This is a genomic window from Janthinobacterium goodfellowi, from assembly GCF_051380695.1.
Classification (GTDB): Bacteria; Pseudomonadota; Gammaproteobacteria; order Burkholderiales; family Burkholderiaceae_D; genus Janthinobacterium.
On record NZ_JBNYXN010000001.1, the window covers coordinates 625,628 to 652,309 of the forward strand.

Genomic DNA, 26,682 nt, shown 5'->3' on the forward strand with positions numbered 1-26,682 from the left:
TTACCTTGAGGAATAACATGCCACGCACACGCATCAAGATCTGCGGCCTGACCCGCGTCGAAGACATCCAGGCTGTCGTGGCGGCGGGCGCCGACGCCATCGGTTTCGTGTTTTATCCGAAAAGCCCCCGTTACGTCACGCCGCAGCAGGCAGCGGACCTGATCGCGGCCATGCCGCCCTACGTGACGACCGTGGGCCTGTTCGTCAATGCCACGGTGGACGAAGTGCGGGCCGCCAGGGCCGTGGCGCCTTTATCTCTGCTGCAATTTCATGGCGACGAGACGCCCGAGCACAGCGCGGCGCTCGCCGGCGCCGTGAATACGCCGTTTACGCAAGTGTTCCGCGTCAAACCCGACACCCGCTTTGAAGATTTGCTAGAATACGAACAGCGCTATCGCGCCGCCAGTCCCTTGTTCTCGAGCCTCTTGCTCGATACCTATGTGGATGCGTATGGCGGTGCAGGAAAGGTATTCGATTGGTCCCTCATTCCAGAAGAACTCGCGCCTCGGGTCGTTTTAAGTGGTGGCTTGAGCGTACAAAACGCGACTGACGCAGTGGTGCGCGTGCGCCCTTACGCCGTCGACATCAGCAGTGGTGTCGAAGCGTCCAAGGGCATCAAGGACGCATCCCGAGTCCGCGCGTTTATCGCCGCGGTGCAGGATGCCGATGCCATCATTGCCAGAGGAAACCACCATGAATGACCGTACCACAGCGCCCGGCGCAGCCGCCGCATTGTTTCACGCCACCGATTACCCGTTTCCCGACCTGCGCGGCCACTTCGGCCCGTATGGCGGCTCCTTCGTTGCCGAAACGCTCACGCACGCCTTGGCCGAACTGAAGGACGCCTACGCGCGCTACAGCGCCGATCCGGAATTCCTCGAAGAATTCCGCTACGAGCTGAAACACTTCGTCGGCCGCCCGTCGCCCATCTACCACGCCAAGCGCTGGTCCGAGATGGCGGGCGGCGCGCAAATCTATTTCAAGCGCGAAGACTTGAACCACACGGGCGCGCACAAGATCAATAACGTGATCGGCCAGGCCCTGCTAGCCAAGCGCATGGGCAAGCCGCGCATCATCGCCGAGACGGGCGCGGGCCAGCATGGCGTGGCCACGGCCACCATCTGCGCGCGCTTCGGCCTCGAATGCGTGGTCTACATGGGCAGCGAAGACGTCAAGCGCCAGGCGCAGAACGTGTACCGCATGAAATTGCTGGGCGCGACCGTCGTGCCCGTCGAGTCGGGTTCGAAGACCCTCAAGGATGCGCTGAACGAAGCCATGCGCGACTGGGTCACCAACATCGAAAACACCTTTTATATCATCGGCACCGTGGCCGGCCCCCATCCGTACCCGATGATGGTGCGCGACTTCCAGTCCGTGATCGGCGAGGAATGCCTGGTGCAGATGCCGGAAATGACGGGCCGCCAGCCCGATTACGTGCTGGCCTGCATCGGCGGCGGCTCGAACGCCATGGGCATCTTTTACCCGTATATCGACCAGAAAGAGGTCAAACTGATCGGCGTGGAAGCGGCCGGCGAGGGACTGGACACGGGCAAGCACTCGGCTTCGCTGACGGCCGGCTTCCCGGGCGTGCTGCACGGCAACCGCACCTATCTGCTGCAGGATGACAACGGCCAGATCATCGAGACGCATTCCGTCTCGGCCGGTCTCGACTATCCCGGCGTGGGTCCGGAACATGCGTGGCTGAAAGATTCGGGCCGCGCGCAGTACGTGTCGATCACCGATGACGAGGCATTGCAGGCTTTTCACGACTGCTGCCATATCGAAGGCATCATCCCGGCCCTGGAATCGTCGCACGCACTGGCCTATGCGGCCAAGCTGGCGGCTACCTTGCCGAAAGACCAGATCGTGCTGGCCAACCTGTCGGGCCGTGGCGACAAGGACATGCATACCGTGGCGGAGCGCATGGGATTGAATTTCAGTTAAACAACTGTCAATTTTCAATAACACGTAGGTCGGCTTAGCGCGCCAGCGCGTAAGCCGACATCCTCCACCGATAAAGAAAGCTCACCATGTCCCGTATCGCCGCCACCTTCGCCCAATTAAAATCCAATAACAAGACCGGCCTGGTCACCTTCATTACCGCCGGCGACCCCGGCCCGGACGCCACCGTACCCCTGATGCACGCGCTCGTCGAGGGCGGCGCCGACGTGCTCGAGTTGGGCGTGCCGTTTTCCGACCCCATGGCCGAAGGCCCCGTCATCCAGCGCGCCTGCGAACGGGCCTTGAAATTCAATGTCGGCATCCACGACGTGTTCGGCTACGTGCGCCAGTTCCGTGAAACGAACCAGACGACGCCCGTGGTACTGATGGGCTATGCGAATCCCATCGAGCGCATCGGCAGCGCCGCCTTCATTGCAGCGGCGCAAGCGGCCGGCGCCGATGGCGCTATCGTCGTCGACTATCCGCCGGAAGAGTGCGAGGAATTCGCGGCCGCCATGCGCGCGGCGGGACTCGATCTGATTTTCCTGCTGGCACCCACTTCGACCGAAGAGCGCATCGCGCAAGTGGCCAAGGTTGGCGGCGGTTTCAGCTATTACGTGTCGCTGAAAGGCGTCACGGGTGCCGGTAACATTGATACGGAACAGGTGGCGGAGCGCCTCGCGGCCATTCGCCAGCATGTAAAATTACCCATCGGCGTGGGCTTCGGCATCCGCGATGGCGCCACGGCCAAGGCCGTGGCCAAGGTGGCCGATGCCGTCGTGATCGGCAGCCGCATCATCCAGGAAATTGAAAATGCCCCGGAAGGGGGCGCCGTCGACGCCGTGCGCAGCTTTACGGCAGGCATCCGCGCCGCACTGGACGCCTGAGCAAGCTTGTTGTTTACGCAAGCTCGGGCGGCGGCAAAGTTCGACAGCCCGGCGATAAACGGCTACACTTCGGCCACTGATTTGCCTGTTATTGTGCAATAGATAAAATTTTTGGTGGCGCCCCGCAGGGCGTCGCCGTTGACCGTCTGCCGGGGGCGTCCACCGACGCTACCCCTACAAGGGCCCAAGGAGAAAATATGAGTTGGTTGGAAAAACTGCTGCCACCGCGCATCCAGCGTTCTGATGCCGCCGCGCGCAAGACCATGCCGGAAGGCCTGTGGGTCAAGTGCCCGTCGTGCGAAGCCGTGCTGTACCGTACGGATCTGGAATCGAATTTGCACGTGTGCCCGAAATGCGACCATCACATGCGCATCCGCGCGCGTGAACGTCTCGACAGCCTGCTCGACGCGGGCGGCCGCTATGAAATCGGCCAGGAAATCCTGCCCGTCGATACCCTGAAGTTCAAGGACAGCAAGAAATACCCGGATCGCCTGAAGTCCGCCATGGAAGCGACGGGCGAGACGGATGCGATGGTCGTCATGGGCGGCGCCATCATGAGCCTGCCGGTGGTCGTGGCGTGCTTCGAATTCGAATTCATGGGCGGCTCCATGGGCTCCGTCGTGGGCGAGCGCTTCGTGCGCGGCGCGCAGATCGCGCTGGAGCAGAAAGTGCCGTTCATTTGCATCACCGCCACCGGCGGCGCGCGCATGCAGGAAGGCTTGCTGTCGCTGATGCAGATGGCGAAAACCACGGCCATGCTGACCAAGCTGTCGGAAAAGAAATTGCCATTCATCAGCGTGCTGACCGACCCGACCATGGGCGGCGTGTCCGCCTCGTTCGCCTTCATGGGCGACGTGGTCATCGCCGAACCGAAAGCGCTGATCGGCTTTGCCGGGCCGCGCGTGATTGAAAACACCGTGCGCGAAAAACTGCCGGAAGGCTTCCAGCGCGCCGAGTTCCTCGTCACCAAGGGCGCCGTCGACATGATCGTCGACCGTCGCAAGATGCGCGAAGAAATCGCCCGTCTGCTGGCCTTGTTGCAAAACCAGGCTGTGGAAGTCTTGGCGTAACGCCAACGTAACAGGCCGGGCGGCGTCCTGCGGACCCGCCCGGTTGCCACGCAACACCGTCTCCGCGCCTCGCGCACTGTCTCCTCATCAAGAAGTCTCCCATGCAAAACCTCCCCACCACCTTGCCGGACTGGCTCGCCTTGCTGGAAAACCGCCATTCGGAAACCCAGATCAACATGGGCCTGGACCGCGTGCAAGCCGTCAAGGCGCGCATGCAGCTCGCTTTTACTTGCCCCGTGATCATGGTGGCGGGCACGAATGGCAAAGGGTCCACCTGCGCCATGCTGGAATCCGTGCTGTTGCGTGCTGGCTACAAAGTGGGCTTGTACATCAAGCCGCATTTCCTCGATTTTAACGAGCGCGCCCGCGTGCTGGGCGAGATGGCCAGCGACGAACAGCTTGTCGCCAGCTTCAACTTTGTTGAATCCGTGCGCGGCGACACGCCGCTCACATATTTCGAATTCACTACACTGGCGATTTTGCACCTGCTGTCGCAGGCCAAGCTCGATGTGGCCATCCTGGAAGTGGGTCTGGGCGGGCGCCTGGACGCCGTCAACGTGATCGATGCCGACGTGGCCATCGTCACCAGCGTCGACATCGACCACACGGATTACCTGGGCGACACGCGCGAAGCGATCGGCTTTGAAAAGGCGGGCATCTTCCGTCCGGGCAAGGCAGCCATCTGCAGCGACCCCGTGCCGCCGCAGTCGCTGATCGACCATGCCGAGGCCATCGGCGCCGACCTGTGGCTGATGGGCCGCGATTTCAACTATTCGGGCGACAAGCAGCAGTGGAACTACGGCGGGCGCGAGCAGCGCCGCAATTCGCTGGCCTACCCGAGCTTGCGCGGCGCCAACCAGATCCTCAATGCGACGGCCGTGCTGGCCGCGCTGGAAGTGCTGAAGCTGAAACTGCCAGTGGGCGCGCAGGAAGTGCGCACGGGCCTCGTGACGGTGGAGCTGCCGGGCCGCTTCCAGGTCTTGCCTGGCCGCCCCAGCGTGATCCTCGACGTGGCGCACAACCCCCACGCGGCGTCGGCGCTGAACCAGAACCTGGGCAATATGGGGTTCCACCCGTACACCTATGCCGTGTTCGGTTCCATGCAGGACAAGGATATCGATGGCGTGCTGGCCGCCATGAGCGAGCACGTCGACCACTGGTGCCTGACGGGCCTGCCTTCGCCGCGCGCGGCCACGGCCTCCGAACTGGCCGCCAAGGTGCAGATCATGCTCGAAGATAAGCCCGACAGCAGCGAACATACTGTGTCTATTTTCGATGATCCGGCACAAGCTTTTGCAAATGCAATGAGCCGGGCCGGTGAGAATGATAGAATTGTGGTCTTTGGTTCTTTCCTCACCGTCGCCGGCGTGATGAAGGCCCGAAAATCCTCACTTCACTGAAACGCACTCGACTGAAAATCACGCATGGGCTTGTTCTCGAAACTGTTTAAAAACAAGCAAGAATCCTCTGGCGAAGACAGCGGCTTTTATGTCCCTGGCGAAGCGCAGTCGCCGACCCGCAAACGCGCCGCCAACACCTCCGGTGGTGGCGGTTCGCGCCGTGGCGGCAAGGAAGCGCCGGACCCGGTCTTGCCTGAAAAAAAGCGCGCACGCCGCCGTCTGGTCGGGGCCATCGCCCTGGCCCTGGGCGTGGCTGTCGGCTTGCCGATGCTGCTCGATTCCGAGCCGAAAGCGCCGTTCAACGATATCGCCATCGACATTCCTTCGAAGGAAAAGGCGGCGCCTGCACCGGCGCCCGTGCCGGCCGTTCCTGCCCGGGCCGCATCGAATGGCCTGGACCAGTCCGAGGAAATCGTCGACGCGCCGTTGCCGCCTGCGGCCAAGCCCACACCGGCGCCCGTGCTGGCCGCCGCCCAGCCTGCACCGCTCAAGCCGGCCTACGTGGAACCGAAACCCGAGCCTAAGCCTGAGCCCAAGCCGGTGAAGGTGGAGCCGAAACCGGAACCGAAACCCGAGCCGAAGCACGAAGCCAAGCCGGAGCCGAAACACGAGCCCAAGCCCGAGACCAAGCCGGAACCCAAGCATGAGGTAAAACCGGAAGCCAAGCCTGAACCGAAGCCTGCCAAGCCGGCGCAATCGGCCGACGATGCCGCGCGCGCGCTGGCGATCCTGGAAGGCAAGCCGCAAGACAAGCCGCAAGAGAAGGTGCAGGACAAAGCGCACGATGCCGGCAGCGGCAAGTTCGTGGTGCAGGTGGCGGCGCTGGCGACGCAGGACAAGGTCGATGAATTGCAGGACAAGCTGCGCGAAGCGGGCATCAAGTCGTACACGCAGAAAGTCTCCAGCCCTGCTGGCGAGCGCATCCGCGTGCGGGTTGGCCCGTTCGGCAGCCGCGAAGACGCGGAAAAGACGCGCGCCAAGCTGCAAAAGCTGGGCCTGGGCGGCTCGCTGGTGCCGGCGTGACGATGCAAGGCTGAACGCGCGTGACGATCTTCGATTACCTGGTGCTGTTCGTGCTGGTGACGTCCGTGCTGATCAGCATGATGCGCGGCCTGGTCAAGGAAATACTGTCCCTGGTCAGCTGGATCGTGGCGTTCGTCATTGCCAACGCCTATGGCGCCACCCTGGCGAAATTCCTGCCGGAAGCCGTGCCGGGCGAAGCCATCCGTTTATTGCTGGCCTTCGTGGTGCTGTTCATCGGCGTGCGCATCTTGATGGGATTGCTGTCCATGACGGTCGACGCGCTCGTCAAGGTGACGGGCTTGAGCCTGGCCGACCGCACCCTGGGCAGCCTGTTCGGCGTGGCGCGGGGCCTTGTGATCGTGCTGACCGCCGTCATCTTGTGTGGCATGACGTCCATACCGCAGCAGCCATTCTGGAAAAACGCGCAGCTCAGCCCGCTCGCGGAGCAGGGCGCGCGCGCCATCAAGCCTTATCTGCCTGCCGCTTACGCGCAGCATGTGAAATTTTGAATTTTTTTTAAAATCAGTAGCACAGTTTAGGAGCACACCATGTGTGGCATCGTCGGCGTCGTTTCCCATCAACCTGTCAATCAATTGCTCTATGATGCATTGTTGCTTCTGCAACATCGCGGTCAGGACGCGGCAGGGATTGCGACCAATCACAGCAGTATGTTTTCCATGCACAAGGCCAACGGCCTCGTACGTGACGTCTTCCGTACGCGCAACATGCGTTCGCTGCAAGGCAACTCGGGCATCGGTCATTGCCGCTACCCGACGGCCGGTTCGTCGAGCGAAGAGGAAGCGCAACCGTTCTATGTGAATGCGCCGTTCGGCATCACCCTGGCGCACAATGGCAACCTGACCAACTGGGAACAGTTGAAGCTGGAAATGTTCAAGAACGACCGCCGCCACATCAATACCGATTCCGACTCGGAAGTGCTGCTCAACGTGCTCGCGCATGAAATCCAGGAAGCGACGACGGGCCTGAACCTGGACCCGGAAGCCATCTTCAAGGCCGTTACCGTGCTGAACCGCCGCGTCAAGGGTGGTTACGCGGCCGTCGCGCAAATCGCCGGCGTGGGCTTGCTGGCCTTCCGCGACCCGCACGGCATCCGTCCGCTGTGCCTGGGCATCAATGAAACGGAGCAGGGTCCCGAATACCTGATCGCTTCCGAATCCGTGGCTCTGGAAGGCATGGGCTTCCGCTTCGTGCGCGACATCGGTCCCGGCGAAGCCGTCTTTATCGATGCCGACAAGAAATTGCACAGCGCCCAGTGCGCCGACAACGCCAGCCTGAACCCGTGCGTGTTCGAATTCGTCTACCTGGCCCGTCCCGACTCCGTCATCGACGGCGCCTCCGTGTACGCCACGCGCCTGAAAATGGGTGAATACCTGGCCGAGAAGATCCGCGCCGAACTGCCTGGCGTGCATATCGACGTGGTCATGCCGATTCCCGATTCCTCGCGTCCGGCCGCCATCCAGCTGGCCATGGCGCTGAACATCGAGTATCGCGAAGGCTTCATCAAGAACCGCTACATTGGCCGCACCTTTATCATGCCGGGCCAGGCGGCGCGCAAGAAATCCGTGCGCCAGAAGCTCAACGCGATTCCCTCCGAATTCAAGGATAAAGTGGTCTTGCTGGTCGACGATTCCATCGTGCGCGGCACCACCAGCCGTGAAATCGTGCAGATGGCGCGTGAAGCGGGCGCGACGAAAGTCATCTTCGCCTCGGCCGCGCCACCGGTGATCTTCCCGAACGTGTACGGCATCGACATGCCGACGCGCGACGAGCTGATCGCCTACGGCCGCACGACGGAAGAAGTGTGCCGCGAAATCACGGCCGATTACCTGGTCTATCAGGATATCGGCGCGCTCAAGCAGGCGATCGCCGACGTCAACCCGGCCCTGACCAACTTCGAGGCCTCGTGCTTCGACGGCGTGTACGTGACGGGCGACGTGTCGCAGGAATATCTGGACCGCCTGGAATATGCGCGCCACCATCCGAAGGCGGCAGCACCCGAAGATACGCCGCGTTCCCAGCTGAACCTGAACCTGGCAACGACAGAAGCGTAATCATCTTGCCCGGCTAGCGCCGGGCTTTTTTTGCTCCGCGATCATGAACGATAAAAAAAACTACGGCTTTACCACCACCATCCTGCATAACGACCGCCGCAAGGGCATCGAGCATGGCTCGCTGCACAAGCCCGTGCACACCTCCGTCGCGTTCGGCTATGGCGATGCGCGCCAGCTCGCTTCCGTATTCCAGGGCAAGGAGCCGGGCTTCCGCTATGGCCGCCAGGGCAACCCCACCGTGTCCGCGCTGGAAGACAAGGTCAACAACATGGAAGATGGCGTGGCGACCCTGTGCTTCGCCACCGGCATGGGCGCCATCGGCGCCGTGGTGCAGTCCTTGCTGCGCGCGGGCGACCATGTCGTGTCGTCGGCCTTTTTGTTTGGCAACACCAACAGCCTGTGGCAAACGGTGACGGGCCAGGGCATCGGCGTGTCTTTCGTCGACGCCACCGAGGTGGCCAACGTGGCGGCCGCCATCACGCCGGCCACGCGCATCGTGTTCGTGGAAACCATCGCCAATCCGCGCACGCAGATCGCCGACCTGGCAAAGATCGGCGAGTTGTGCCGCGAGAAGGGCATCTTGTACATCGTCGACAACACCATGACGACGCCGTATTTGTTCCGCCCGAAAGCCGTGAGCGCGGGCCTCGTGGTCAATGCGCTGACGAAATCCATCGGCGGCCACGGCAATGCGCTGGGCGGCAGCTTGACGGACACGGGCGTGTTCGACTGGACGCGCTATCCGAATATTTTCGAGAATTACAAGAAGGCGGCGCCCGTGCAGTGGGGCATCGCGCAAATCCGCGCCAAGGCCTTGCGCGACTTCGGCGCCTCGCTGGGGCCGGAAGCGGCGCACCATATCGCCGTCGGCGCGGAAACCATGGCCTTGCGCATGGACCGTACCTGTTCGAACGCCCTGGCGCTGGCCACCATGCTGGCCGCCGACCCGCGCGTGGCGGCCGTGCATTACCCGGGCTTGGCGTCGCACCCGCAGCACGCGCTGGCGACGGACTTGTTCCGCAGCTATGGTTCGCTGTTCAGCTTTGAATTGAAGGATGGCATCGACTGCTTCGATTTCCTCAATCGTTTGAATCTGGCCATTCCAGCGAGCAACCTCGGCGACACGCGCACCCTGGTCATTCCAGTCGCCCATACGATCTTCTATGAGATGGGTGCCGAGCGGCGCGCCAGCATGGGCATCGCCGAATCGCTGATCCGCGTCTCCGTCGGCATCGAGGATGAGGTGGATCTGCTCGAGGATTTCCGCCAGGCACTCGATGTATAAGTCGCCGGACAAATGAAAAGGGCCGCAACAGTCATGCTGTTGCGGCCCTTTTTGTGTGCAGTCGTTTAATGCCAGCTGCGCATCAAGCCCACGGCCAGGCCTTCCAGGGCGAATTCATCTTCCGGCGACACGGTGATGACCTTGAAGTCCGGGTTTTCCGGCAGCAGTTCGATGACGGAGCCCGTCTTCTTGTAGCGCTTGACGGTGACTTCGTCGCCGATGCGGGCGACGACGATCTGGCCGTTCTTGGCGCTGTCGACCTTCTTGACGGCCAGTAAATCGCCATCCATGATGCCGGCGTCGCGCATGGACCAGCCGCGTACCTTCAGCAGGAAGTCGGGCTTGGCCGAAAACAGGGCCGGGTCCACGTTGTAGCTCGCTTCCAGGTTTTCCTGGGCCAGGATGGGCGAACCGGCCGCCACCCTGCCGATCAGGGGCAGCGACATCAGCAGCGCCGCCGGCACTTTCGATGGCGGCGCTTCGGCCGCCGCGCCGATCAGGCGGATGCCGCGCGAGGTGCCGGGCGAAATCTCGATGGCGCCCTTGCGGGCCAGGGCCTGCAAATGCTCTTCGGCCGCATTGGCCGATTTGAAACCCAGTTCATTGGCGATTTCGGCACGGGTGGGAGGAAAGCCCGTGTTTTCAATCGCGTCCTTGATCAGGTTCAGGATTTGTTCTTGTCGTGCTGTCAGCTTGATCATGAGCGGTGGGTGCATACTGAAATGCTGTCTATATGAACAGTCTGTATTTTTGTACAGTATCGTCCACTATGCAAGGGGATTTCCGTGTTTTCGGCGAATTTCGCAAGAAATACTTGTCCACGGGCGGAAAGTGCGGTGGCGCGCGGCCTTTTCGCGCGCTGGTGGAAGGAATGATTGAAACGTTTGCAAAAGGCGGTTATAATCTTCGGCTGACCTTCCCACACCCGTCTTGACGCCGGGGTGGGCGATTATCAATCCGACCTGAAGGAGTTTGCATGCGTCATTATGAAATAGTCTTTATCGTCCATCCGGACCAAAGCGAGCAAGTGCCCGCGATGATCGAACGCTACAAAGCCAGCGTAACCACCCGCGGCGGTTCGGTTCACCGCGTGGAAGATTGGGGCCGCCGTCAAATGGCTTACTCGATCCAAAAGCTGCCTAAAGCACACTACATCTGCCTGAACATCGAATGCGACAACGAGACCCTGGTCGAGTTGGAAACAGCATTCAAATTCAATGATGCCGTGTTGCGTCACCTGACCGTTAAAATGAAGAAAGCTGAAACAGCTCCTTCGCCGATGATGAAATCGGTACAACGCGAAGACGCGGCCAAAAGCCACCGCACCGAAGCACCAGCAGCCGCTCCAGCCGCAGCAGCAGCTTAATTCTTGACCAGGATCGTGCGCTGAACCAGCTACAAGTCACCGCCATCATTGCCGAGCGCGAAATATTGCGCTATACCCCGGCAGGGCTGCCGATTGTGAATGCAGTATTGCAACACAGTTCGCAGCAGATGGAAGCAGGGATTGCCCGTTTGACCGAGTTTGATGTTGCCGCGCTAGCCGCTGGCGAAATTTCAGGCAGGTTCAGCCAGGCAAGCTTGGGCGGGGTGTATCAGTTCACGGGTTTCCTGGCCAGGAAGAGCCGCAACAGCAAGAGTTTGGTGTTTCACATCATTGATTTTAGTGCAGTCAATTCTGACTAGCGCATTTTAGATACAGGAGCCTGACATGGCATTCGGTAAAAAGTTCGACAAAAATAAGCTCAAGCTTAAAGAAAAACGCAAACAGCAAAACCCTTTGTTCAAACGTAAGAAGTTCTGCCGCTTCACGGCAGCTCACGTTGAGCAAGTCGACTACAAAGACGTCGACACGCTGAAAGACTTCGTCCAGGAAAACGGCAAGATCATGCCAGCACGCCTGACCGGTACCAAAGCGCACTACCAGCGCCAAGTCGACACCGCAATCAAGCGCGCTCGCTTCCTCGCGCTGCTGCCATACACCGATCTGCACCACGCTTAATCGGTCAGATATTCCTGGAGAAGAACTATGCAAATCATTCTGTTAGAAAAAGTTGTTAACGTCGGTAACCTCGGCGAAGTCGTCAAAGTCAAAGACGGTTACGCACGTAACTTCCTGATCCCACAACGCCTGGCACGTCGTGCTACGGCAACCGCTGTGGCTGAATTCGAAGTCAAGCGCGCCGAACTGGAAAAAGCTGCTGCCGCCAAACTGGCCGCATCGCAAGCCCAGGGCGAAAAACTGAGCGGCCTGACCGTTCAAGTCGCTCAAAAAGCTGGCGTCGATGGCCGTCTGTTCGGTTCCGTCACCAACTTCGACATCGCTGAAGCGCTGACCAAGCAAGGTTTTGCTGTTGAAAAAGCACAAATCCGCATGCCTACCGGCCCGCTGAAGATCGTTGGCGAGCACAACGTTTCGGTTGCTCTGCACACCGACGTGGTCGTGGAAGTTGTTATCGCTGTCGTTCCAGACGCGAACGCGTAATCGTCTGCGGGCCTGGCCCGCAAGCGCTGCCGCACTATGAAAAGCCGGGTTCGCCCGGCTTTTTTGTGGCCTTTTTTTCGCTCATTTTCAGCCCTTTATTTTTGCCAGCACGCCGAAGCGGGTATAATTCGCGCCATGAACGCCCCCTCTGATCCGCAACTGGATTCCCTCCGTATTCCGCCGCATTCGATCGAAGCAGAACAATCCGTTATCGGTGGTCTGCTGCGCGACAATGCCGCCTATGACCGCATCGCCGACTTCATGCATGCGGAGGATTTCTATCGCTATGACCATCGCATCATCTTCGAGCAAATCGTCAAGATGGTTAACGCTTCCAAGCCAGCCGATGTCATTACTGTTTTTGAAACCCTGACCCAGCTCGGCAAGGCCGATGATGTGGGCGGACTCGCTTACCTGAACGCCATGGCGCAAAACACGCCATCGGCCGCGAACATCCGGCGCTACGCCGAGATCGTGCGCGACCGCGGCGTGCTGCGCAAACTCATCACCGTCGCCGACGATATCTCCGGCACGGCCTTCAGCCCGCAAGGCAAGGAAGTCAAGCAGATGCTTGACGAGGCCGAGTCGAAGATTTTCGCCATCGCCGAAGAAGGCGCGCGCGGCGCCCAGGGCTGGACCGCCATCCAGCCCCTGCTGACGCAGGTGGTCGAGCGCATTGACGAGCTGTACAGCCGCGACAACCAGAGTGAAATCACGGGCGTGCCCACCGGTTTCATCGACCTCGACCGCATGACCTCCGGTCTGCAGCCGGGCGACCTGGTGATCGTGGCGGGCCGTCCGTCGATGGGCAAGACGGCGTTTTCCGTCAACATCGGCGAAAACGTGGCCATCGACAGCGGCTTGCCCGTGGCCGTGTTCTCGATGGAGATGGGCGGCGCCCAGCTGGCCATGCGTATGCTCGGCTCCGTCGGACAGCTCGACCAGCACCGCCTGCGCACGGGCCGCCTGAACGACGAAGACTGGCCGCGCCTGACGAATGCGATCCAGAAGATGAACGACGCGCAGTTGTACATCGATGAAACGCCGGCGCTCAACTCGATCGAATTGCGCGCCCGCTCGCGCCGCCTGTCGCGCCAGTGCGGCAAGCTGGGCCTGATCATCGTCGATTACTTGCAACTGATGTCGGCCAATACGCCGGGCGATAACCGCGCCACGGAGATTTCCGAGATTTCGCGGGGCTTGAAAGGCCTGGCGAAGGAACTCGGTTGTCCCGTGATCGCGCTGTCCCAGCTGAACCGCTCGCTGGAACAACGTCCCAATAAACGTCCCGTCATGTCCGACTTGCGCGAATCGGGCGCTATCGAGCAGGATGCCGACGTGATCCTGTTCATTTACCGCGACGAGGTGTATAACCCCGACTCGCCGGACAAGGGAACGGCCGAAATCATCATCGGTAAACAGCGTAACGGCCCAATCGGCAGCATCCGCCTCACCTTCATGGGGCAGTACACCAAATTTGGCAATTACAGTGGTGGCCTGGCGCTTTACCAAGGCGACTAAGACTCAGCAGCACTGGCAATTCCATTGGCCGCCCCCTCATACGGGGCGGCTTTCTGTAGTAAATAACACGACTCAATGCTTAACGGAGAATGACATGTTTGGACGCTTGATGCCCACTGAGGGCAAGTTTTTTGAATTGTTTAACCAGCACGCGGAACTGTGCGTCAAGGGCGCGAAAGAGATGCTCGGCCTGATGACCAATTTCGACGACCTGGAAAACCGCGTGCACGCGATTGAAAGCATCGAGAAACAGGCGGACAAAGTCACCTACGCCACCGTGGAAATGCTGCACAAGACCTTCATCACGCCGATCGACCGCGATGACATCCATCAGCTGATCACGCGCCAGGACGACATCCTCGACCTGCTGGAAGATGCGGCGCAAACCGTCTCGCTGTACGACCTGAAGGCCGTCACGCCGGAAGCCAAGCGCCTGGCCGAACTGGTGCTGGCCTGTACCGAGAAAGTGCGCGACGCCGTCGCCATGCTGCACAACATGGACAACTCGCGCAAGATCGTCGCCATCTGCGAAGAGATCGACCGCCTGGAATCGGACGCCGACCACGTGATGCGCGCCGCCATGTCCAAGCTGTTCCGCGACGAGCCGGACGTGCGCAACCTGATCAAGCTGAAAGCGATCTACGAAATTCTGGAAACCGTGACCGACCGTTGCGAAGATGTGTCCAATATTATCGAAGGCATCATCGTCGAAAACGCGTAAGCGTTGGGCCTGTCCTGAACCAGAATCAGAAAAGAAACTATAATGACCATACAAATCAGCATCTACGTGCTAGGCCTGTTGATCGTCCTGGCGCTGCTGTTTGACTTCATGAACGGCTTCCACGATGCCGCCAACGCGATTGCCACGGTGGTCTCGACGGGCGTCTTGAAACCGCAAACCGCGGTTGCCATGGCCGCCACGTTCAACTTCGTCGCCATCTTCGTGTTCCACCAGCTGACCGTGGCCGCCACGGTGGGCAAGGGCACCATCGACCCGGCCGTGATCGACCAGTACGTGATCTTCGGCGCGCTGATGGGCGCCATCTTCTGGAATTTGTTTACCTGGTACTACGGCATTCCATCGTCGTCCTCGCACGCCCTGATCGGCGGCCTGGTGGGCGCCGCCGTCGCCAAGTCGGGCACGGGCGCGCTGGTCGCGGCCGGCCTGTGGAAAACCGTGGCCTTCATCGTCATCGCACCCGTGCTGGGCTTCGTGTTCGGCTCCATCATGATGCTGATCGTGTCGTGGATCTTCGTGCGTTCGACGCCACGCAAGGTCGACAAGTGGTTCCGCCGTCTGCAACTGGCATCGGCGGCCGCCTACAGCCTGGGCCACGGCGGCAACGATGCGCAAAAAACCATCGGCATCATCTGGATGTTGCTGATCGCCGCCGGCTACTCGAGCGCGGCCGATGCCATGCCGCCGATGTGGGTCATCATCTCGTGCTACACGGCCATCAGCTTCGGCACCCTGTTCGGCGGCTGGCGCATCGTCAAGACCATGGGCCAGAAGATCACCAAGTTGAAACCGGTCGGCGGCTTCTGCGCCGAAACGGGCGGCGCCATCACCCTGTTCGTCTCGACGGCGCTGGGCATTCCCGTGTCGACCACGCACACGATCACGGGCGCCATCGTCGGCGTCGGCTCGGCGCAAAAAATGTCGGCCGTGCGCTGGGGCGTGGCGGGCAATATCGTCTGGGCCTGGATCTTCACGATTCCCGCCTCGGCTTTCGTCGCCGCGGTCGCCTGGTGGATTGGCCACCATATAATGTGATGGATAGCCAACGCCAGTAAAAAGGGAGCCTTGCGGCTCCCTTTTTTTATGCGCCGGCCAGTTCCACCGTCAGCCCCTCGCACGCGAGGAACACCTGCAGGCCGGCCAGGCGGCTCGCATAGCGGCCCATCACGTCGGCAAACACGGCTTCGAGCTGCTCGTCGCTGCGGGTCGGTTCGTGGTGGGTGCAGTACAGGCGCCGCGCGCCGCAGCGCAGGGCCAGGTCGAAGGCGGCATCGAAGGTGCCGTGGCCCCAGCCCTGCTTGCCCGGGTATTCTTCGCGCGTGTACGAGCAATCCATGATCAGCGCATCGACGCCGGCGACCAGCGCATCGATGCCGGCCTGGCGCTGGGCATTGCGCGCCGCGCAGGCCGCGTGCTCGGCGTGGCCGGGCGGATGCAGGTTGTAGAACGGTTCATGGTCGCCGCTGAAAAACAGCGAGGCGCCGCCGCAGTCGATGCGGTAGCCGAGGTTGACCACGGGATGGTTCATTTCCGCGCCGCGCACGCGCGCGCCGCCCACGTCGACGGCTTCGCCCGGTGCCAGGGTGCGGTACTCGATGCTGGCCGCCATGGCCGCTTCGCTGACGGGAAAATAACTGCCTTGCAGCTGCACCGCCATCACGTGCTCGATGCCGCGTCCGCTGATGCCGTCCAGCGCGCCATGCAGGCGCATGCGGTTGCCGGCCACGAACAGGGGCGAGAACATGGGCAGGCCGTGGATGTGGTCCCAGTGGCTGTGCGTGATGAAGACGTGCGCGTCGACGGGCTGGCCCGGCGGCAGCTGCTGCGCCAGCGCGAAGATGCCGCTGCCCGCATCGAGAATGATCAGGCTGTCGTTGTCCGTGCGCACCTCGATGCACGTGGTGTTGCCGCCATAGCGCGCCGTGCGCGGGCCGGGGGAGGGGATGGAGCCGCGCACGCCCCTGAACGTGAATTTCATTCAGTACCTTGTTACGGTGTAATTATTGTTGATTCTATTCTAATTAATGAGTTTGGCGGCAACATTTGTGTGTGTTGCAATACGGAAAGTTATTTCATTTTGTTGTGACTAAGTAATGTACAGTGCGCAGGGTGGCCGTTACACTGGCGCTTGCCGACTTCCCCTTTTTTGCTTGCCCATTACCTGATTGCCACCAACATGCCTCAGCTGCACCCTGAGAAAATCGCCCACAGACTGGAGCAATTGACCGAACTCAGTGTCGCGCTCGGCCATGGCCTGGGCGGCGAGGGGCACGATATCGGCGCGCTGTTGCAGCGCATCGTGCTGCTGGCAAAAAGCATGAGCGGCGCCGATGGCGCGACCCTGTACCGGCCCGCGCTGGAGGGCCGCCAGCTGGCGTTCGACATCAGCGTCAACGACAGCCTGGGCATCGCGCAGGGCGCGGACATGGGCTTGCCGGGCGTGGCCCTGTTCGATGGCGCGGGCCAGCCCAACCTGGCGTCGGTGGCCGCGTATGCGGCGAACATGCGCCGCAGCGTGAATATCGCCGACGTCTACCGCGACGAGGTCTTCAATTTTTCCGGCATGCGCGAGTTTGACCGCCACCATGGCTACCACACGCAATCGATCCTGACGGTGCCCATGAGCGATCACGAGGGCGACTTGATCGGCGTGCTGCAGCTGGTCAATGCCAAGGATGGCGAGACGGGCCAGGTGCGCGCCTTTTCCTCCACCGACCAGCGCTTCATCGAGGCACTGGCCGCGCAGGCGGGCGTGGCGCTGACGAACCAGCTGCTCATTGCGCAGCTGGAAGAGCTGCTCGAATCGCTGGTTACCCTGATCAATATCGGCATCGATGAAAAGTCGCCCTACACGGGGCGGCACTGCCAGTTCGTGCCCGAGCTGACGATGCTGCTGGCCGATGCCGCGCATGCGACGCAAACGGGGCCGCTGGCCGATTTCCGGCTCAGCGACAACGAGCGCAAGCAGCTGTGGCTGGCCGGCCTGCTGCACGATTGCGGCAAGATCACCACGCCCGTGCACGTGGTCGACAAGGCCACCAAGCTGGAAACGATTTTCGACCGCATCGCCCTGATCGACACGCGCTACGAAGTGCTGCTGCGCGACGCCGAGATCGCCGCCCTGCGCCAGCAGGCGGCGCAGCCGCAGCAGAAGGATGCCATCGCCCGCGCGCTGGAACTGGAGCAGGCGGCGCTGCGCGAGGAGCGCGACTTCATCCGCAGGGTCAACATCGGCGGCGAGAGCATGGCGCAGGCCGACCAGGAAAGAGTGCGGCAGATCGCGCGGCGCCGCTGGCGCGCGGCCGACGGCGAACTGCGCGATTTTCTCGATGCCGACGAGACGGAAAACCTGACCATCCGCGCCGGCACCCTGACGGCGGCCGAACGGGCCATCGTCAACAACCATATCAGCGTGTCGATCCGCATGCTCGAAGCGCTGCCGTGGCCCAAGCACCTGCAGAAGGTGCCCGAATATGCGGGCGGCCACCACGAGCGCATGGATGGCAAGGGCTATCCGCGCGGGCTGACGAAAGAGCAGATGTCGGTGCCGGCGCGGCTGATGGCGATTGCCGACATCTTCGAGGCGCTGACGGCGCGCGACCGGCCGTATAAAAAGGGCAAGTCGCTGTCCGAATCGCTGCGCATCCTGGGCAATTTCAGCCTGAACGGGCATATCGACCCGGAGCTGTTCGACGTTTTCATCCGCAGCAAGGTCTATCTGACCTTCGCTGAAAAGCACATGCATCCGAGCCAGATCGATGCCGTCGACGAGGCGGCCATTCCGGGTTATACCCCTTGAAGCTGTCGCTGGCCTGGCGCAAGCATGGGGCGCGTTTCGCGCTGGGCGTGCTCCTGAGCGTGGCGGCCGCCGTGCTGTGCCTGGCCGGGAATGAGAATATTGCCCGCCTCGATGCCATGCTGGGCGACTGGCGCATGCGACTGGATGCGCCGCAGCTGGACCGCCGCATCGTCATCGTCGACATCGACGAGCAAAGCCTGGCCCGCGTGGGCCGTTTTCCCTGGAGCCGCGACGTGCAGGCGCGCCTGGTGCGCCAGCTCACCGGCCATTACGGCGTGGCCGCGCTGGGCTTCGATATCTCGTTTCCCGAAGCGGACACCAGTTCCGGTTACGCCGTGCTGCAAGGCTTGGCGCGCGGCGAACTGGCCGGCGTGGCCGGCTTGCCGGCGCAGCTGGAAAAGCTGCGCCCGGCCATGGACTACGACGGCCTGTTTGCAGGCGCCATGCGCGGCCAGCCCGTGGTGCTCGGCTACAGCGTCTCGGGGCAGCAAAGGAAGGGCGTGCTGCCCAAACCCGCCTTCACCGTCGCCGACTTGAACGGGCGCACGGTCACGGCCTACGTGGCGCGCGGCTACGAAGCCAATATCGCGCCCTTGCAGGACGCCGCGCAGGGCGCCGGCATCTTCACGGCGCTGACCGATGCCGATGGCGTCGTGCGTTCCTCGACCCTGCTGCAGCGCATCGGCGACGGCTATTATCCTTCGCTGTCGCTGGCCACCGTCGCCGTCTACCTGCAGGCGCGCGCCATCGCCCCCCGTTTCACGGGCACGGCCGATACCCTGTCGGCACGCGAACTGGCCAATGGCGGCCTCGAACACATCATGCTGTTCACGCCGCGCGGCGCGCTGGCGATACCTGTCGGCGAAGCCTTGACGACCACGGTGCAGTACCGCGGCGCGGGCGGCCCCGATGGCGGCGCCTTCCGCTACGTGTCGGCCGCCGACGTGCTGGCCGGCACGGTGCCGCCCGCGCTGCTGAAGGGCGCCATCGTGCTGGTGGGCACCACGGCACCCGGCTTGAACGATATCCGCGCCACGCCCGTGAATGCCGAATATCCGGGAGTGGAGGTGCACGCCAACCTGATCAAGTCCATGCTCGACGGGCGCTTCAAGGCGCGGCCCGACTACGCGCTGGCGCTCGAACTGGTGCAGATCGTGCTGTTTGGCCTGCTGCTGGCGGGCGCCCTGGCCGTGCTGCCGCCGGCCGGCGTGATGCTGGCCACCGTGGGCGCGCTGGCGGCCGCCATCGGCATCAACCTGTACCTGTATGCCGCGCACGACCTGGTGCTGGGCGGCGCCGTGCTGCTGTTGCTGATCCTTGCGCTGTTCGTCGCCAACCTGGCGTGGGGTTATTTTTTCGAGGTGCGCAAGGGACGCGCGCTGGTGGCGCGCTTCGGCGAATACGTGGCGCCCGAGCTGGTGGCCGAGATGGCCGACGATCCGCGCCGCTACACGATGGAAGGCGAGAACCGCGAACTGACGGTGCTGTTTGCCGACGTGCGCGGTTTCACGGCCATTTCCGAGCAGCTGGCCCCGGCCGCGCTGCGCGAATACATCAACGCATACCTGACGGCCATGTCGGAAGATATCCGCGACAGCCATGGCGGCACCTTGGACAAATACATCGGCGACGCCGTGATGGCGTTCTGGGGCGCGCCCGTCGCCTTTGGCGACCACGCCAGCCGGGCCGTGGCCAGCGCCCTGTTGATGCAGCAAAGCGCGGCGCGGCTGAACCAGCAATTTTGCGCGCGCGGCTGGCCGGCGCTGCGCATCGGCATCGGCATCAATACGGGGCCCATGCATGTGGGCGACATGGGCTCGCGCATCCGCCGCGCCTATACCGTGATGGGCGACAGCGTCAACCTGGCCGCGCGCCTGGAAGGCGCCAGCAAACTGTATGGCGTGGGCATCGTGGTGGGCGAGGCCACGCGCGCGGCCGCACCGGATTTCCTGTACCGCGAGCTCGACCGGATCCGGGTGCTGGGCAAGCAAGAAGCGGTGGCCATCTTCGAGCCGCGCTGCCCGCTGGCCGGCGCCGCAGCCGCAGAGCTGGCGCAGCTGGAACGCTGGCACGCGGTGCTGGCCCGGCTGCGCGCGCGCGACTGGGCGCAGGCGGGCGCGCAGCTGGCCCGCCTGCAGGAAGACTTTCCCGACGATAGCCTGTACCGGCTCTACGCGGCGCGCCTGGAGCGGTATCGCCAGCTGCCGCCGCCTGCCGACTGGGATGGCGTGACAGAATTGCAGAGCAAATAAGCTGTCATCGCGCCGGGGAATACCCGCCATGGCGGCATTTTTCAGTATTCCCGGCGCGCCGTTTGTTGCGTTGCGATAAAAATCAGGAAGAAATGTTAGAAATTTCTGACTGGAAACTAAAAGCCGTCTAAAATTTGGCTTCAATCCATTGCCGGACACGCTGGCGCCTGCGGGCCGCGCGCTTGTCCGGTTACACAAGAAATCCTTCACATGACATATCGTTTGGTGCACCTGCTTGCGGGTTCCGCGCTGCTGTTCGCCGTCGGCGCCGCCGGCGCCGCTGTTTCCATGGATGAAGCTGCTCCTGCCATGCAGGGCGACGGCGTGCCGCGCTTCGAGATCCGCCGCTTCGACGTCCAGGGCAATACCCTGCTCACGTCCGCGCAGGTGCAAGCCTTGCTGGCGCCCTTTACGGGAGCGCAGCGCGATTTTTCCGACATCGCCCGCGCCGTCGAGGCGCTGGAAGGGGCTTACCGCGAGCGCGGCTACAGCGCCGTGCAGGTGCAACTGCCCGAGCAGGAACTGGAGCGGGGCGTGGTGCGCCTGAGCGTGCTGCAGACGCCGCTGGGCAAGGTCGCCATCAGCGGCAACGTGCATGTGGACGAGGCCAACGTGCGGCGCGCCCTGCCGTCTCTTCGCGCAGGCGAGACGCCGAACTTGCCGGCCCTGTCGCAAAGCCTGAAGCTGGCCAATGAAAACCCGGCGCGCAAGATCGAAGTGCGCCTGGAAGCCGACGAGCCGGCGGGCGCCATCGACGCCATCGTCACGGTAGCCGATGACAAGCCCTGGAAAGCCATGCTCAACGTGGACAATACGGGCAATGCGCAGACGGGCAAGACGCACGTGGGCGTGGTGCTGCAGCATGCGAACCTGTTCGGCCGCGATCATGTGGCTAGCCTGCAATACACGAGCAGTCTGGAAAAGCCGGACAAGGTGAGCGTGTATGGCGCCGGCTACCACTTGCCGCTGTATGCGCTGGGCGACTCGATGGATTTTTTCGCCAGCTATTCGAACGTCGATTCGGGCAGCGTCTCGGCCGGCATTTTCGACCTGGCCGTCAGCGGCCAGGGCAGCATGGCCGGCATCCGCTACAACCAGAACTTTGCCCGCAGCGGCGACTTCGAACCCAAGCTCGTGTATGGCGTCGACTTCAAGGCTTACCGCAACAGCGTGCAGCTGTTCGGCATGGAGCTGGGCGCCGACGTCACCGTGCATCCGCTCAGCGTCAGCTACATCGGCAACTGGACCTTGCCCACGGGCGAGACCAGCGTGGCGGTGACGTTCGCGCACAATATCCCTGGCGGCAAGCACGGCGCGCAAGCCGATTTCGACCGCGTGCGCGCGCATGCCAAGGCCGCCTACAACACGCTGCGCCTGAGCGCCAGCACGGGCCGCGTGCTGGACGGCGACTGGCAATGGCGCGCGCTGGCCAACGCGCAGGTGACGCCGGACGCGCTGGTGCCGGGCGAGCAGTTCGGCGCCGGCGGCGCCGCGTCCGTGCGCGGCTTTGCCGAGCGCGAGGTATCGAACGATTCGGGCGTCAACCTGAACCTGGAACTGTACACGCCGAACTGGTGCGGCCAGGCGCTCGCTTACCAGTGCCGCGCGCTGGCGTTCTATGACACGGCCTGGTTGCGCCGCAACCATGCGCTGCCCGGCGAAAGCGCGTCGCAAGGCATCAGCAGCGGCGGCCTCGGCCTGCGTTTGCTGCTGAGCCGCTACGCCAATCTGCAACTCGATTACGCCCATGTCGTCAATGGCGGCGACACGGGACAGCGGGGCGCCAACCGCCTGCATTTCCGCCTCGCCTTGGCCTACTAGCATCAGGATGAACACCATGCACAACCACGTCCAGCACGCCTCCATTTTCATCCTGACGCCTGCCTTTTCATTACCCCTTGCGCCGCCCCTGCGCCGCACGGCGCTGGCGCTGCTGCTGGCCGGCTGCTTCGGCGCCGCGCAGGCCAATCCCGCCTTGCCGCAGGTGGTCAACGGACAGGCGACGTTCAACCAGCAGGGCAACATCTTCTCGATCACGAATACGCCCAACACCATCATCAACTGGCAGAGCTTTTCCATCCATGCGGGCGAAATCACGCGTTTCATCCAGCAAAACGGCAATAGCGCCGTGCTCAACCGCATCACGGGACAAGACCCCAGCAAGATCCTGGGCGCGCTCGAATCGAACGGCAAGGTCTTCCTGATCAACCCGAACGGCATCGTCTTCGGCCAGGGTGCGAAAGTGGACGTGAACGGGCTGGTCGCTTCCAGCCTGGGCATGACGAATGAGGATTTTCTGGCCGGCAAGCGCCAGTTCACGGCCGGCGGCGTGGCCGGCGGCGTCAGCAATGCGGGCCTGATCAACGCGGGCAAGGGCGGGCAAGTCCTGCTGATTGCGCCGAACGTGGAAAACACGGGCATCATCACGGCGCCAAATGGCGAAGTGATCCTGGCGGCCGGACGCAGCGTGCAGCTGGCCGATGCCGGCAATCCGCAATTGCGCGTGCTGGTCTCGGCACCAGCCGACCAGGCCTTGAACCTGGGCCAGATCATCGCCCAGGGCGGCAGCATCGGCATGGCCGGCGCGCTGGTCAGCCAGCGCGGCATGCTCAACGCCAACAGCGCCGTCGTCGGCGAGAACGGCAGGATCGTGCTCAAGGCCAGCGGCAAGGCGCTGCTCGAAGCGGGCAGCGTCACCAGCGCCACGGGCGCGGCCGGCACGGGCGGCCAGATCCAGGTGCTCGGCGAGCAAGTGGGTTTGCTGGGCAATGCGAAGGTCGACGCCAGCGGCGCCACGGGCGGCGGCACGGTCTTGCTGGGCGGCGACTACCAGGGCAAGAACGCGGCCGTGCAGAATGCGCGGCAAGTACTCGTCGGCAAGGATGCCAGCGTCAATGCCGATGCGATTGTCAGCGGCAACGGCGGCAAGGTCATCGCCTGGGGCAATGAATCGGCGCAGGTGCACGGCAGCATTTCCGCGCGCGGCGGCGCGCAAGGGGGCGACGGCGGCTTCGTGGAAACGTCCGGCCATTACCTGGCCGTCGACGGCATCCGCGTCAATACCGGCGCGGCGCATGGCAAGCGCGGCAACTGGCTGCTCGATCCGTACGACATCGACGTGGTGCAGGGGGCGGGCGGCAATCTGGCCAATGTCGATCAGTTCAGCGACATGCCGTCCACTGGCAGCACCAGCATCGGCGCCGATACCATTTCCAGCGCCACCAGCGATGTCACCTTGCAAGCCCTGCACCGCATTAATTTCAGCAGTTCGGTGAACATGCTCAATTCCGGCGTCAGCCTGACGGCGCAGGCGGGCGAAACCATCAATGTCTACGCCGCCATCACCACCAACGGCGGCAATGTGACGCTGTCGGCGAATGACCCTGCTAGCACCGGCGGCAACTATGGCCTGGGATCGAACGTCAACCTGAACGCGGCCATCACCAGCAACGGCGGCAATATTTCGCTGTCCGGCGCCAGCATCGAGGGCGCCGCCGCGGTCCATGTTGGCAACGGCAATCTGAGCTTGCGCGCGAATGAAGCGCTGGGCGGCATCAATCTGTCGGGCGGCGCCAGCCAGCTTGCTGGCAGCGGCATCGCCGGCCAGACGGTGACCCTGCAGGCCGACAATATCACCGTTGCCGGCGGCATCGACGTCGGCGGCACGGCCGGCGGCGCGAATGTCATCATCAAGCCCCTGAGCAGTTCGCGCGACATCGACCTGGGCACCAAATCGGGCACGGCCCTGAGTTTGAGCGCGGTTGAGCTCGCTGGCATCTCGGCCGCGAAGCTGACCATCGGCGACGGCACGAATACGGGCGGCATGCGGATATCGGATGCGCTCGCCAGGACCGGCGATCTGCACCTCAATTCCGGTTCCGCCATCACGGCCACGGGCGCCGTGACGGTGGACGGCACGTTTGCTCTCGACGGCGGCAGCTGGGTGCAAAACGCGGCGGTCCTGCCAGGATTTAGCGCCAGAAACTTCACCATCGGCAGCGGCGCCAGTTTCCTGCGCGTGGCCGGAGGCGACGGTGCCGCGACACCTTATCTGCTCGCCGATATCTATGGCTTGCAAGGCGTCGCCAGCCTTGGTCTTGGCAACAGCTATCGCCTGGCCGGCAATATCGACGCCAGCGGCACCGTGAACTGGAACGATGGCCAGGGCTTTGTGCCGATCGCCGGCGGCGGCAGCGGTTTTTCCGGCGTGTTTGATGGCGGCGGATTTACGCTCAGCAATTTGAAAATCGACCGCAGCCTGGTGCCTGGCCTGGCGGCAGGCCTGTTTGGCACCGTGCAGGGCGGCACCTTGCGCAACCTGACCCTGAGCGGCGGCAGCGTCACCGGCACGGCCAACGTGGGCGCGCTGGCGGGCAATGTCGTCAGCGGCACCATCGCCGGCGTGAACAGCAGCGTGGCCGTCAGCGGCCAGCGCAATGTCGGCGGCCTCGTGGGCAGCAACGGCGGGGCCATCACCATGTCCGCCAGCAGCGGCGCCGTCACCGGCGTGAATGCCGATGGCGGCGGCGCCATCGGCGGCCTGGCGGGATCGAATGCGTCCGGCGCCAGCATCGCGACCTCGTACGCCACCGGCGTGGTGACGGGCGCGCGCGAGATGATCGGCGGCCTGGTCGGCAACAACCAGGGCGCGCTGAGCCAGTCTTATGCCACCGGCAATGTCAGCGGCGCGCGCAGCATCGGCGGCCTGGTGGGCTTGAACGGCGGCAGCATCGATGATGCGTATGCCAGCGGCGCCGTGGGCCGGGCCGGCATTGCCGATCCCATCCTGACCCAGGAAAATATGGGCGGGCTGGTCGGTGAAAGCACGGGCAGCGTCAGCCATGTCTTCAGCAGCGGCGCCGTGACCGGCAACGGCTATGCGGCCGTGGGCGCGGTGGCCGGCCGCGTGTCCGTCGGTTCCCCGTTCGCCTATGGCTTTTTCAATTATGAAACGTCGCTGGTACAGACCGATGGCGGCGGCTCCAGCGGCCGCAGCACGGCGCAGATGCAGCAGCAGGGCATGTTCAACGACTACAATTTCAGCAGCGTGTGGCGCATCTACGAAGGCTACACGACGCCGATGCTGAAGGCTTTCCTCAAGCCGCTGCAGGTGAACCTTACGGGCAATGCCACGGGCAAGGTCTACGATGGCCAGCTGGCCGCCTTCCTCGGTTCGATCGGCTATGTGGGATTGATCGACGGTGATGTTGGCGTGAATGGCAGCCTCGGCTACGGCAGCAACGCGCGCAACGTGGGCAGCTACGAAGCGACGGGCCTGTGGTCGACCAAGTACGACATCACCATGGGCGGCACGACCACCTTCGCCATCACGCCGCGCGCGCTGACGGTGAGCCTCGGCGGCAATGGCAAGGTCTATGACGGCACCCTGGGCTACGACGGCGCCAGCTTTGTGCTGGGTAATGTGCTGGCGGGCGACAACATCAGCGTCAGCGGCAGCGCCGCTTTCCTCGACAAGAATGTGGGCGCCAGCAAGGCCGTGCACGCCAGCGGCCTGGCCCTGGGCGGCAATGAACTGGGCAACTACAGCCTGGCCGCGACGACGGCCGATGGCACGGCGGCCATCACGGCGCGCGTGCTGAACTATGGCGTGTCGGGCGCGCAAAACCGCGTCTACGATGGCAGCTTGCAGGCTGCCCTGAATGGCTACTTCGAAGGCCTCGTGACGGGCGACCAGGTCGGCATGGCCGGCTTGCAGGGCAGCTTCCGCGACAAGCATGTCGGCACGGGCAAAGTGGTCGATTATCAGGTGGCGACGGGCCACCTGACGGGCGCCGATGCGGGCAACTACGTGCTCAATGGAAATACAGGCAGCACGACGGCCGATATCACGGCACGCACCTTGAACGTAAGCTTTAATGGCGTCAATAAAACCTACGACGGCACGACGGGCGCGCAAGTGAATTTTGGCGACGACCGCGTCCAGGGCGACGCGCTGACGGTGGCGGGCAATGCTGCCTTTGGCAACAAGAACGCGGGTGTCGGCAAGGCCGTCAATGTCACGAACGTGGCGCTGAGTGGCGGCGACGCTGGCAACTATGTGCTGGGCAACAATGCGGGCAGCACCACGGCGGACATCGCGGCACGCACCTTGAACGTAAGTTTCAACGGCATCAACAAGACCTACGACGGCACGACGGGCGCGCAAGTGAACTTTGGCGATGACCGGGTCCAGGGCGACGTCCTGACG

General features: G+C 63.0%; 22 protein-coding genes. 20 read left to right on the forward strand and 2 right to left on the reverse strand.

The window, feature by feature from the left end:
* The first annotated feature begins 17 nt into the window (after positions 1-17).
* From ACQ4WQ_RS02835 to ACQ4WQ_RS02875, 9 genes are all read left to right on the forward strand, one after another.
* Complete coding sequence (locus ACQ4WQ_RS02835) at positions 18-701, forward strand: phosphoribosylanthranilate isomerase (protein ID WP_436494535.1); 684 nt, start codon at positions 18-20, stop codon at positions 699-701.
* On the forward strand, positions 694-1,944 hold the full coding sequence (gene trpB, locus ACQ4WQ_RS02840; protein WP_436494537.1) for a tryptophan synthase subunit beta: 1,251 nt from the start codon (positions 694-696) through the stop codon (positions 1,942-1,944). Before ACQ4WQ_RS02835 ends, trpB begins: the two co-directional genes overlap by 8 nt.
* Positions 1,945-2,030: 86 nt before the next feature.
* Positions 2,031-2,828 (forward strand): tryptophan synthase subunit alpha, encoded by a 798-nt coding sequence (gene trpA / locus ACQ4WQ_RS02845; RefSeq protein WP_326457189.1) that lies wholly within the window; start codon positions 2,031-2,033, stop codon positions 2,826-2,828.
* 197 nt (positions 2,829-3,025) lie between these two features.
* A complete protein-coding gene (gene accD, locus ACQ4WQ_RS02850; protein ID WP_010400390.1) occupies positions 3,026-3,898 on the forward strand; it encodes an acetyl-CoA carboxylase, carboxyltransferase subunit beta in 873 nt (290 codons plus the stop codon).
* A 101-nt stretch (positions 3,899-3,999) separates the two neighbouring features.
* A complete protein-coding gene (gene folC / locus ACQ4WQ_RS02855; RefSeq protein WP_436494539.1) occupies positions 4,000-5,298 on the forward strand; it encodes a bifunctional tetrahydrofolate synthase/dihydrofolate synthase in 1,299 nt (432 codons plus the stop codon).
* Between the two features lie 24 nt (positions 5,299-5,322).
* Positions 5,323-6,321 carry an SPOR domain-containing protein gene (locus ACQ4WQ_RS02860; RefSeq protein WP_436494541.1) on the forward strand — a complete coding sequence of 333 codons (999 nt, stop codon included), beginning with the start codon at positions 5,323-5,325 and terminating at the stop codon, positions 6,319-6,321.
* Between the two features lie 20 nt (positions 6,322-6,341).
* The gene (locus ACQ4WQ_RS02865; protein ID WP_077407525.1) at positions 6,342-6,830 is read left to right on the forward strand and encodes a CvpA family protein; all 489 of its coding nucleotides are present in this window, start codon (positions 6,342-6,344) and stop codon (positions 6,828-6,830) included.
* Between the two features lie 39 nt (positions 6,831-6,869).
* Positions 6,870-8,393: an amidophosphoribosyltransferase gene (gene purF / locus ACQ4WQ_RS02870; RefSeq protein ID WP_326457186.1), complete on the forward strand. Its 1,524-nt coding sequence runs from the start codon at positions 6,870-6,872 to the stop codon at positions 8,391-8,393.
* 43 nt (positions 8,394-8,436) lie between these two features.
* A complete protein-coding gene (locus ACQ4WQ_RS02875) occupies positions 8,437-9,678 on the forward strand; it encodes a cystathionine gamma-synthase family protein (protein WP_436494544.1) in 1,242 nt (413 codons plus the stop codon).
* Between the two features lie 65 nt (positions 9,679-9,743).
* Here the strand turns inward: ACQ4WQ_RS02875 and lexA are convergent, their stop codons facing one another.
* Positions 9,744-10,379 carry a transcriptional repressor LexA gene (lexA, locus tag ACQ4WQ_RS02880; RefSeq protein WP_034750502.1) on the reverse strand — a complete coding sequence of 212 codons (636 nt, stop codon included), beginning with the start codon at positions 10,377-10,379 and terminating at the stop codon, positions 9,744-9,746.
* A 275-nt stretch (positions 10,380-10,654) separates the two neighbouring features.
* Here lexA and rpsF point away from each other — a divergent pair, with 275 nt between their 5' ends.
* From rpsF to ACQ4WQ_RS02915, 7 genes are all read left to right on the forward strand, one after another.
* Entirely contained in the window at positions 10,655-11,044 is a 390-nt protein-coding gene (gene rpsF / locus ACQ4WQ_RS02885) for a 30S ribosomal protein S6 (RefSeq protein WP_034750499.1), read from the forward strand.
* Positions 11,045-11,064: 20 nt separating this feature from the next.
* The gene (gene priB / locus ACQ4WQ_RS02890) at positions 11,065-11,364 is read left to right on the forward strand and encodes a primosomal replication protein N (protein WP_034783455.1); all 300 of its coding nucleotides are present in this window, start codon (positions 11,065-11,067) and stop codon (positions 11,362-11,364) included.
* 25 nt (positions 11,365-11,389) lie between these two features.
* Positions 11,390-11,680, forward strand: a complete 291-nt coding sequence (rpsR, locus tag ACQ4WQ_RS02895; RefSeq protein ID WP_010400024.1) for a 30S ribosomal protein S18 — start codon at positions 11,390-11,392, stop codon at positions 11,678-11,680.
* 27 nt (positions 11,681-11,707) lie between these two features.
* Positions 11,708-12,163: a 50S ribosomal protein L9 gene (rplI, locus tag ACQ4WQ_RS02900; RefSeq protein ID WP_034783456.1), complete on the forward strand. Its 456-nt coding sequence runs from the start codon at positions 11,708-11,710 to the stop codon at positions 12,161-12,163.
* A gap of 135 nt (positions 12,164-12,298) precedes the next feature.
* Positions 12,299-13,684: a replicative DNA helicase gene (locus ACQ4WQ_RS02905; RefSeq protein ID WP_034750488.1), complete on the forward strand. Its 1,386-nt coding sequence runs from the start codon at positions 12,299-12,301 to the stop codon at positions 13,682-13,684.
* 94 nt (positions 13,685-13,778) lie between these two features.
* Positions 13,779-14,405, forward strand: a complete 627-nt coding sequence (locus ACQ4WQ_RS02910; protein ID WP_010400015.1) for a DUF47 domain-containing protein — start codon at positions 13,779-13,781, stop codon at positions 14,403-14,405.
* Positions 14,406-14,444: 39 nt separating this feature from the next.
* A complete protein-coding gene (locus tag ACQ4WQ_RS02915; RefSeq protein WP_099410056.1) occupies positions 14,445-15,458 on the forward strand; it encodes an inorganic phosphate transporter in 1,014 nt (337 codons plus the stop codon).
* A 46-nt stretch (positions 15,459-15,504) separates the two neighbouring features.
* On the opposite strand, the gene ACQ4WQ_RS02920 is transcribed toward ACQ4WQ_RS02915, so the two are convergent.
* Entirely contained in the window at positions 15,505-16,401 is an 897-nt protein-coding gene (locus tag ACQ4WQ_RS02920) for an MBL fold metallo-hydrolase (RefSeq protein ID WP_436494546.1), read from the reverse strand.
* 198 nt (positions 16,402-16,599) lie between these two features.
* On the opposite strand from ACQ4WQ_RS02920, the gene ACQ4WQ_RS02925 reads away from it, so the two are divergent.
* From ACQ4WQ_RS02925 to ACQ4WQ_RS02940, 4 genes are all read left to right on the forward strand, one after another.
* Entirely contained in the window at positions 16,600-18,222 is a 1,623-nt protein-coding gene (locus tag ACQ4WQ_RS02925; protein WP_436494548.1) for a GAF and HD-GYP domain-containing protein, read from the forward strand.
* Positions 18,219-20,474 carry a CHASE2 domain-containing protein gene (locus ACQ4WQ_RS02930; RefSeq protein WP_436494550.1) on the forward strand — a complete coding sequence of 752 codons (2,256 nt, stop codon included), beginning with the start codon at positions 18,219-18,221 and terminating at the stop codon, positions 20,472-20,474. Before ACQ4WQ_RS02925 ends, ACQ4WQ_RS02930 begins: the two co-directional genes overlap by 4 nt.
* Positions 20,475-20,684: 210 nt before the next feature.
* Complete coding sequence (locus tag ACQ4WQ_RS02935) at positions 20,685-22,295, forward strand: ShlB/FhaC/HecB family hemolysin secretion/activation protein (protein ID WP_436494552.1); 1,611 nt, start codon at positions 20,685-20,687, stop codon at positions 22,293-22,295.
* A 16-nt stretch (positions 22,296-22,311) separates the two neighbouring features.
* Positions 22,312-26,682: beta strand repeat-containing protein (locus ACQ4WQ_RS02940; RefSeq protein ID WP_436494554.1), on the forward strand; the 4,371-nt coding region annotated here is incomplete at its 3' end.

Excerpts from the sequence above, each read along its gene's own strand:
- ACQ4WQ_RS02860 (WP_436494541.1), top strand. The coding sequence starts at position 5,323 with ATGGGCTTGTTCTCGAAACTGTTTAAAAACAAGCAAGAATCCTCTGGC.
- ACQ4WQ_RS02905 (WP_034750488.1), top strand. The coding sequence starts at position 12,299 with ATGAACGCCCCCTCTGATCCGCAACTGGATTCCCTCCGTATTCCGCCG.
- ACQ4WQ_RS02935 (WP_436494552.1), top strand. The coding sequence starts at position 20,685 with ATGACATATCGTTTGGTGCACCTGCTTGCGGGTTCCGCGCTGCTGTTC.
- trpB (WP_436494537.1), top strand. The coding sequence starts at position 694 with ATGAATGACCGTACCACAGCGCCCGGCGCAGCCGCCGCATTGTTTCAC.
- rpsR (WP_010400024.1), top strand. The coding sequence starts at position 11,390 with ATGGCATTCGGTAAAAAGTTCGACAAAAATAAGCTCAAGCTTAAAGAA.
- ACQ4WQ_RS02910 (WP_010400015.1), top strand. The coding sequence starts at position 13,779 with ATGTTTGGACGCTTGATGCCCACTGAGGGCAAGTTTTTTGAATTGTTT.
- rplI (WP_034783456.1), top strand. The coding sequence starts at position 11,708 with ATGCAAATCATTCTGTTAGAAAAAGTTGTTAACGTCGGTAACCTCGGC.
- ACQ4WQ_RS02925 (WP_436494548.1), top strand. The coding sequence starts at position 16,600 with ATGCCTCAGCTGCACCCTGAGAAAATCGCCCACAGACTGGAGCAATTG.
- accD (WP_010400390.1), top strand. The coding sequence starts at position 3,026 with ATGAGTTGGTTGGAAAAACTGCTGCCACCGCGCATCCAGCGTTCTGAT.
- trpA (WP_326457189.1), top strand. The coding sequence starts at position 2,031 with ATGTCCCGTATCGCCGCCACCTTCGCCCAATTAAAATCCAATAACAAG.
- ACQ4WQ_RS02835 (WP_436494535.1), top strand. The coding sequence starts at position 18 with ATGCCACGCACACGCATCAAGATCTGCGGCCTGACCCGCGTCGAAGAC.
- rpsF (WP_034750499.1), top strand. The coding sequence starts at position 10,655 with ATGCGTCATTATGAAATAGTCTTTATCGTCCATCCGGACCAAAGCGAG.
- ACQ4WQ_RS02875 (WP_436494544.1), top strand. The coding sequence starts at position 8,437 with ATGAACGATAAAAAAAACTACGGCTTTACCACCACCATCCTGCATAAC.
- folC (WP_436494539.1), top strand. The coding sequence starts at position 4,000 with ATGCAAAACCTCCCCACCACCTTGCCGGACTGGCTCGCCTTGCTGGAA.
- ACQ4WQ_RS02920 (WP_436494546.1), bottom strand. The coding sequence starts at position 16,401 with ATGAAATTCACGTTCAGGGGCGTGCGCGGCTCCATCCCCTCCCCCGGC.
- purF (WP_326457186.1), top strand. The coding sequence starts at position 6,870 with ATGTGTGGCATCGTCGGCGTCGTTTCCCATCAACCTGTCAATCAATTG.
- lexA (WP_034750502.1), bottom strand. The coding sequence starts at position 10,379 with ATGATCAAGCTGACAGCACGACAAGAACAAATCCTGAACCTGATCAAG.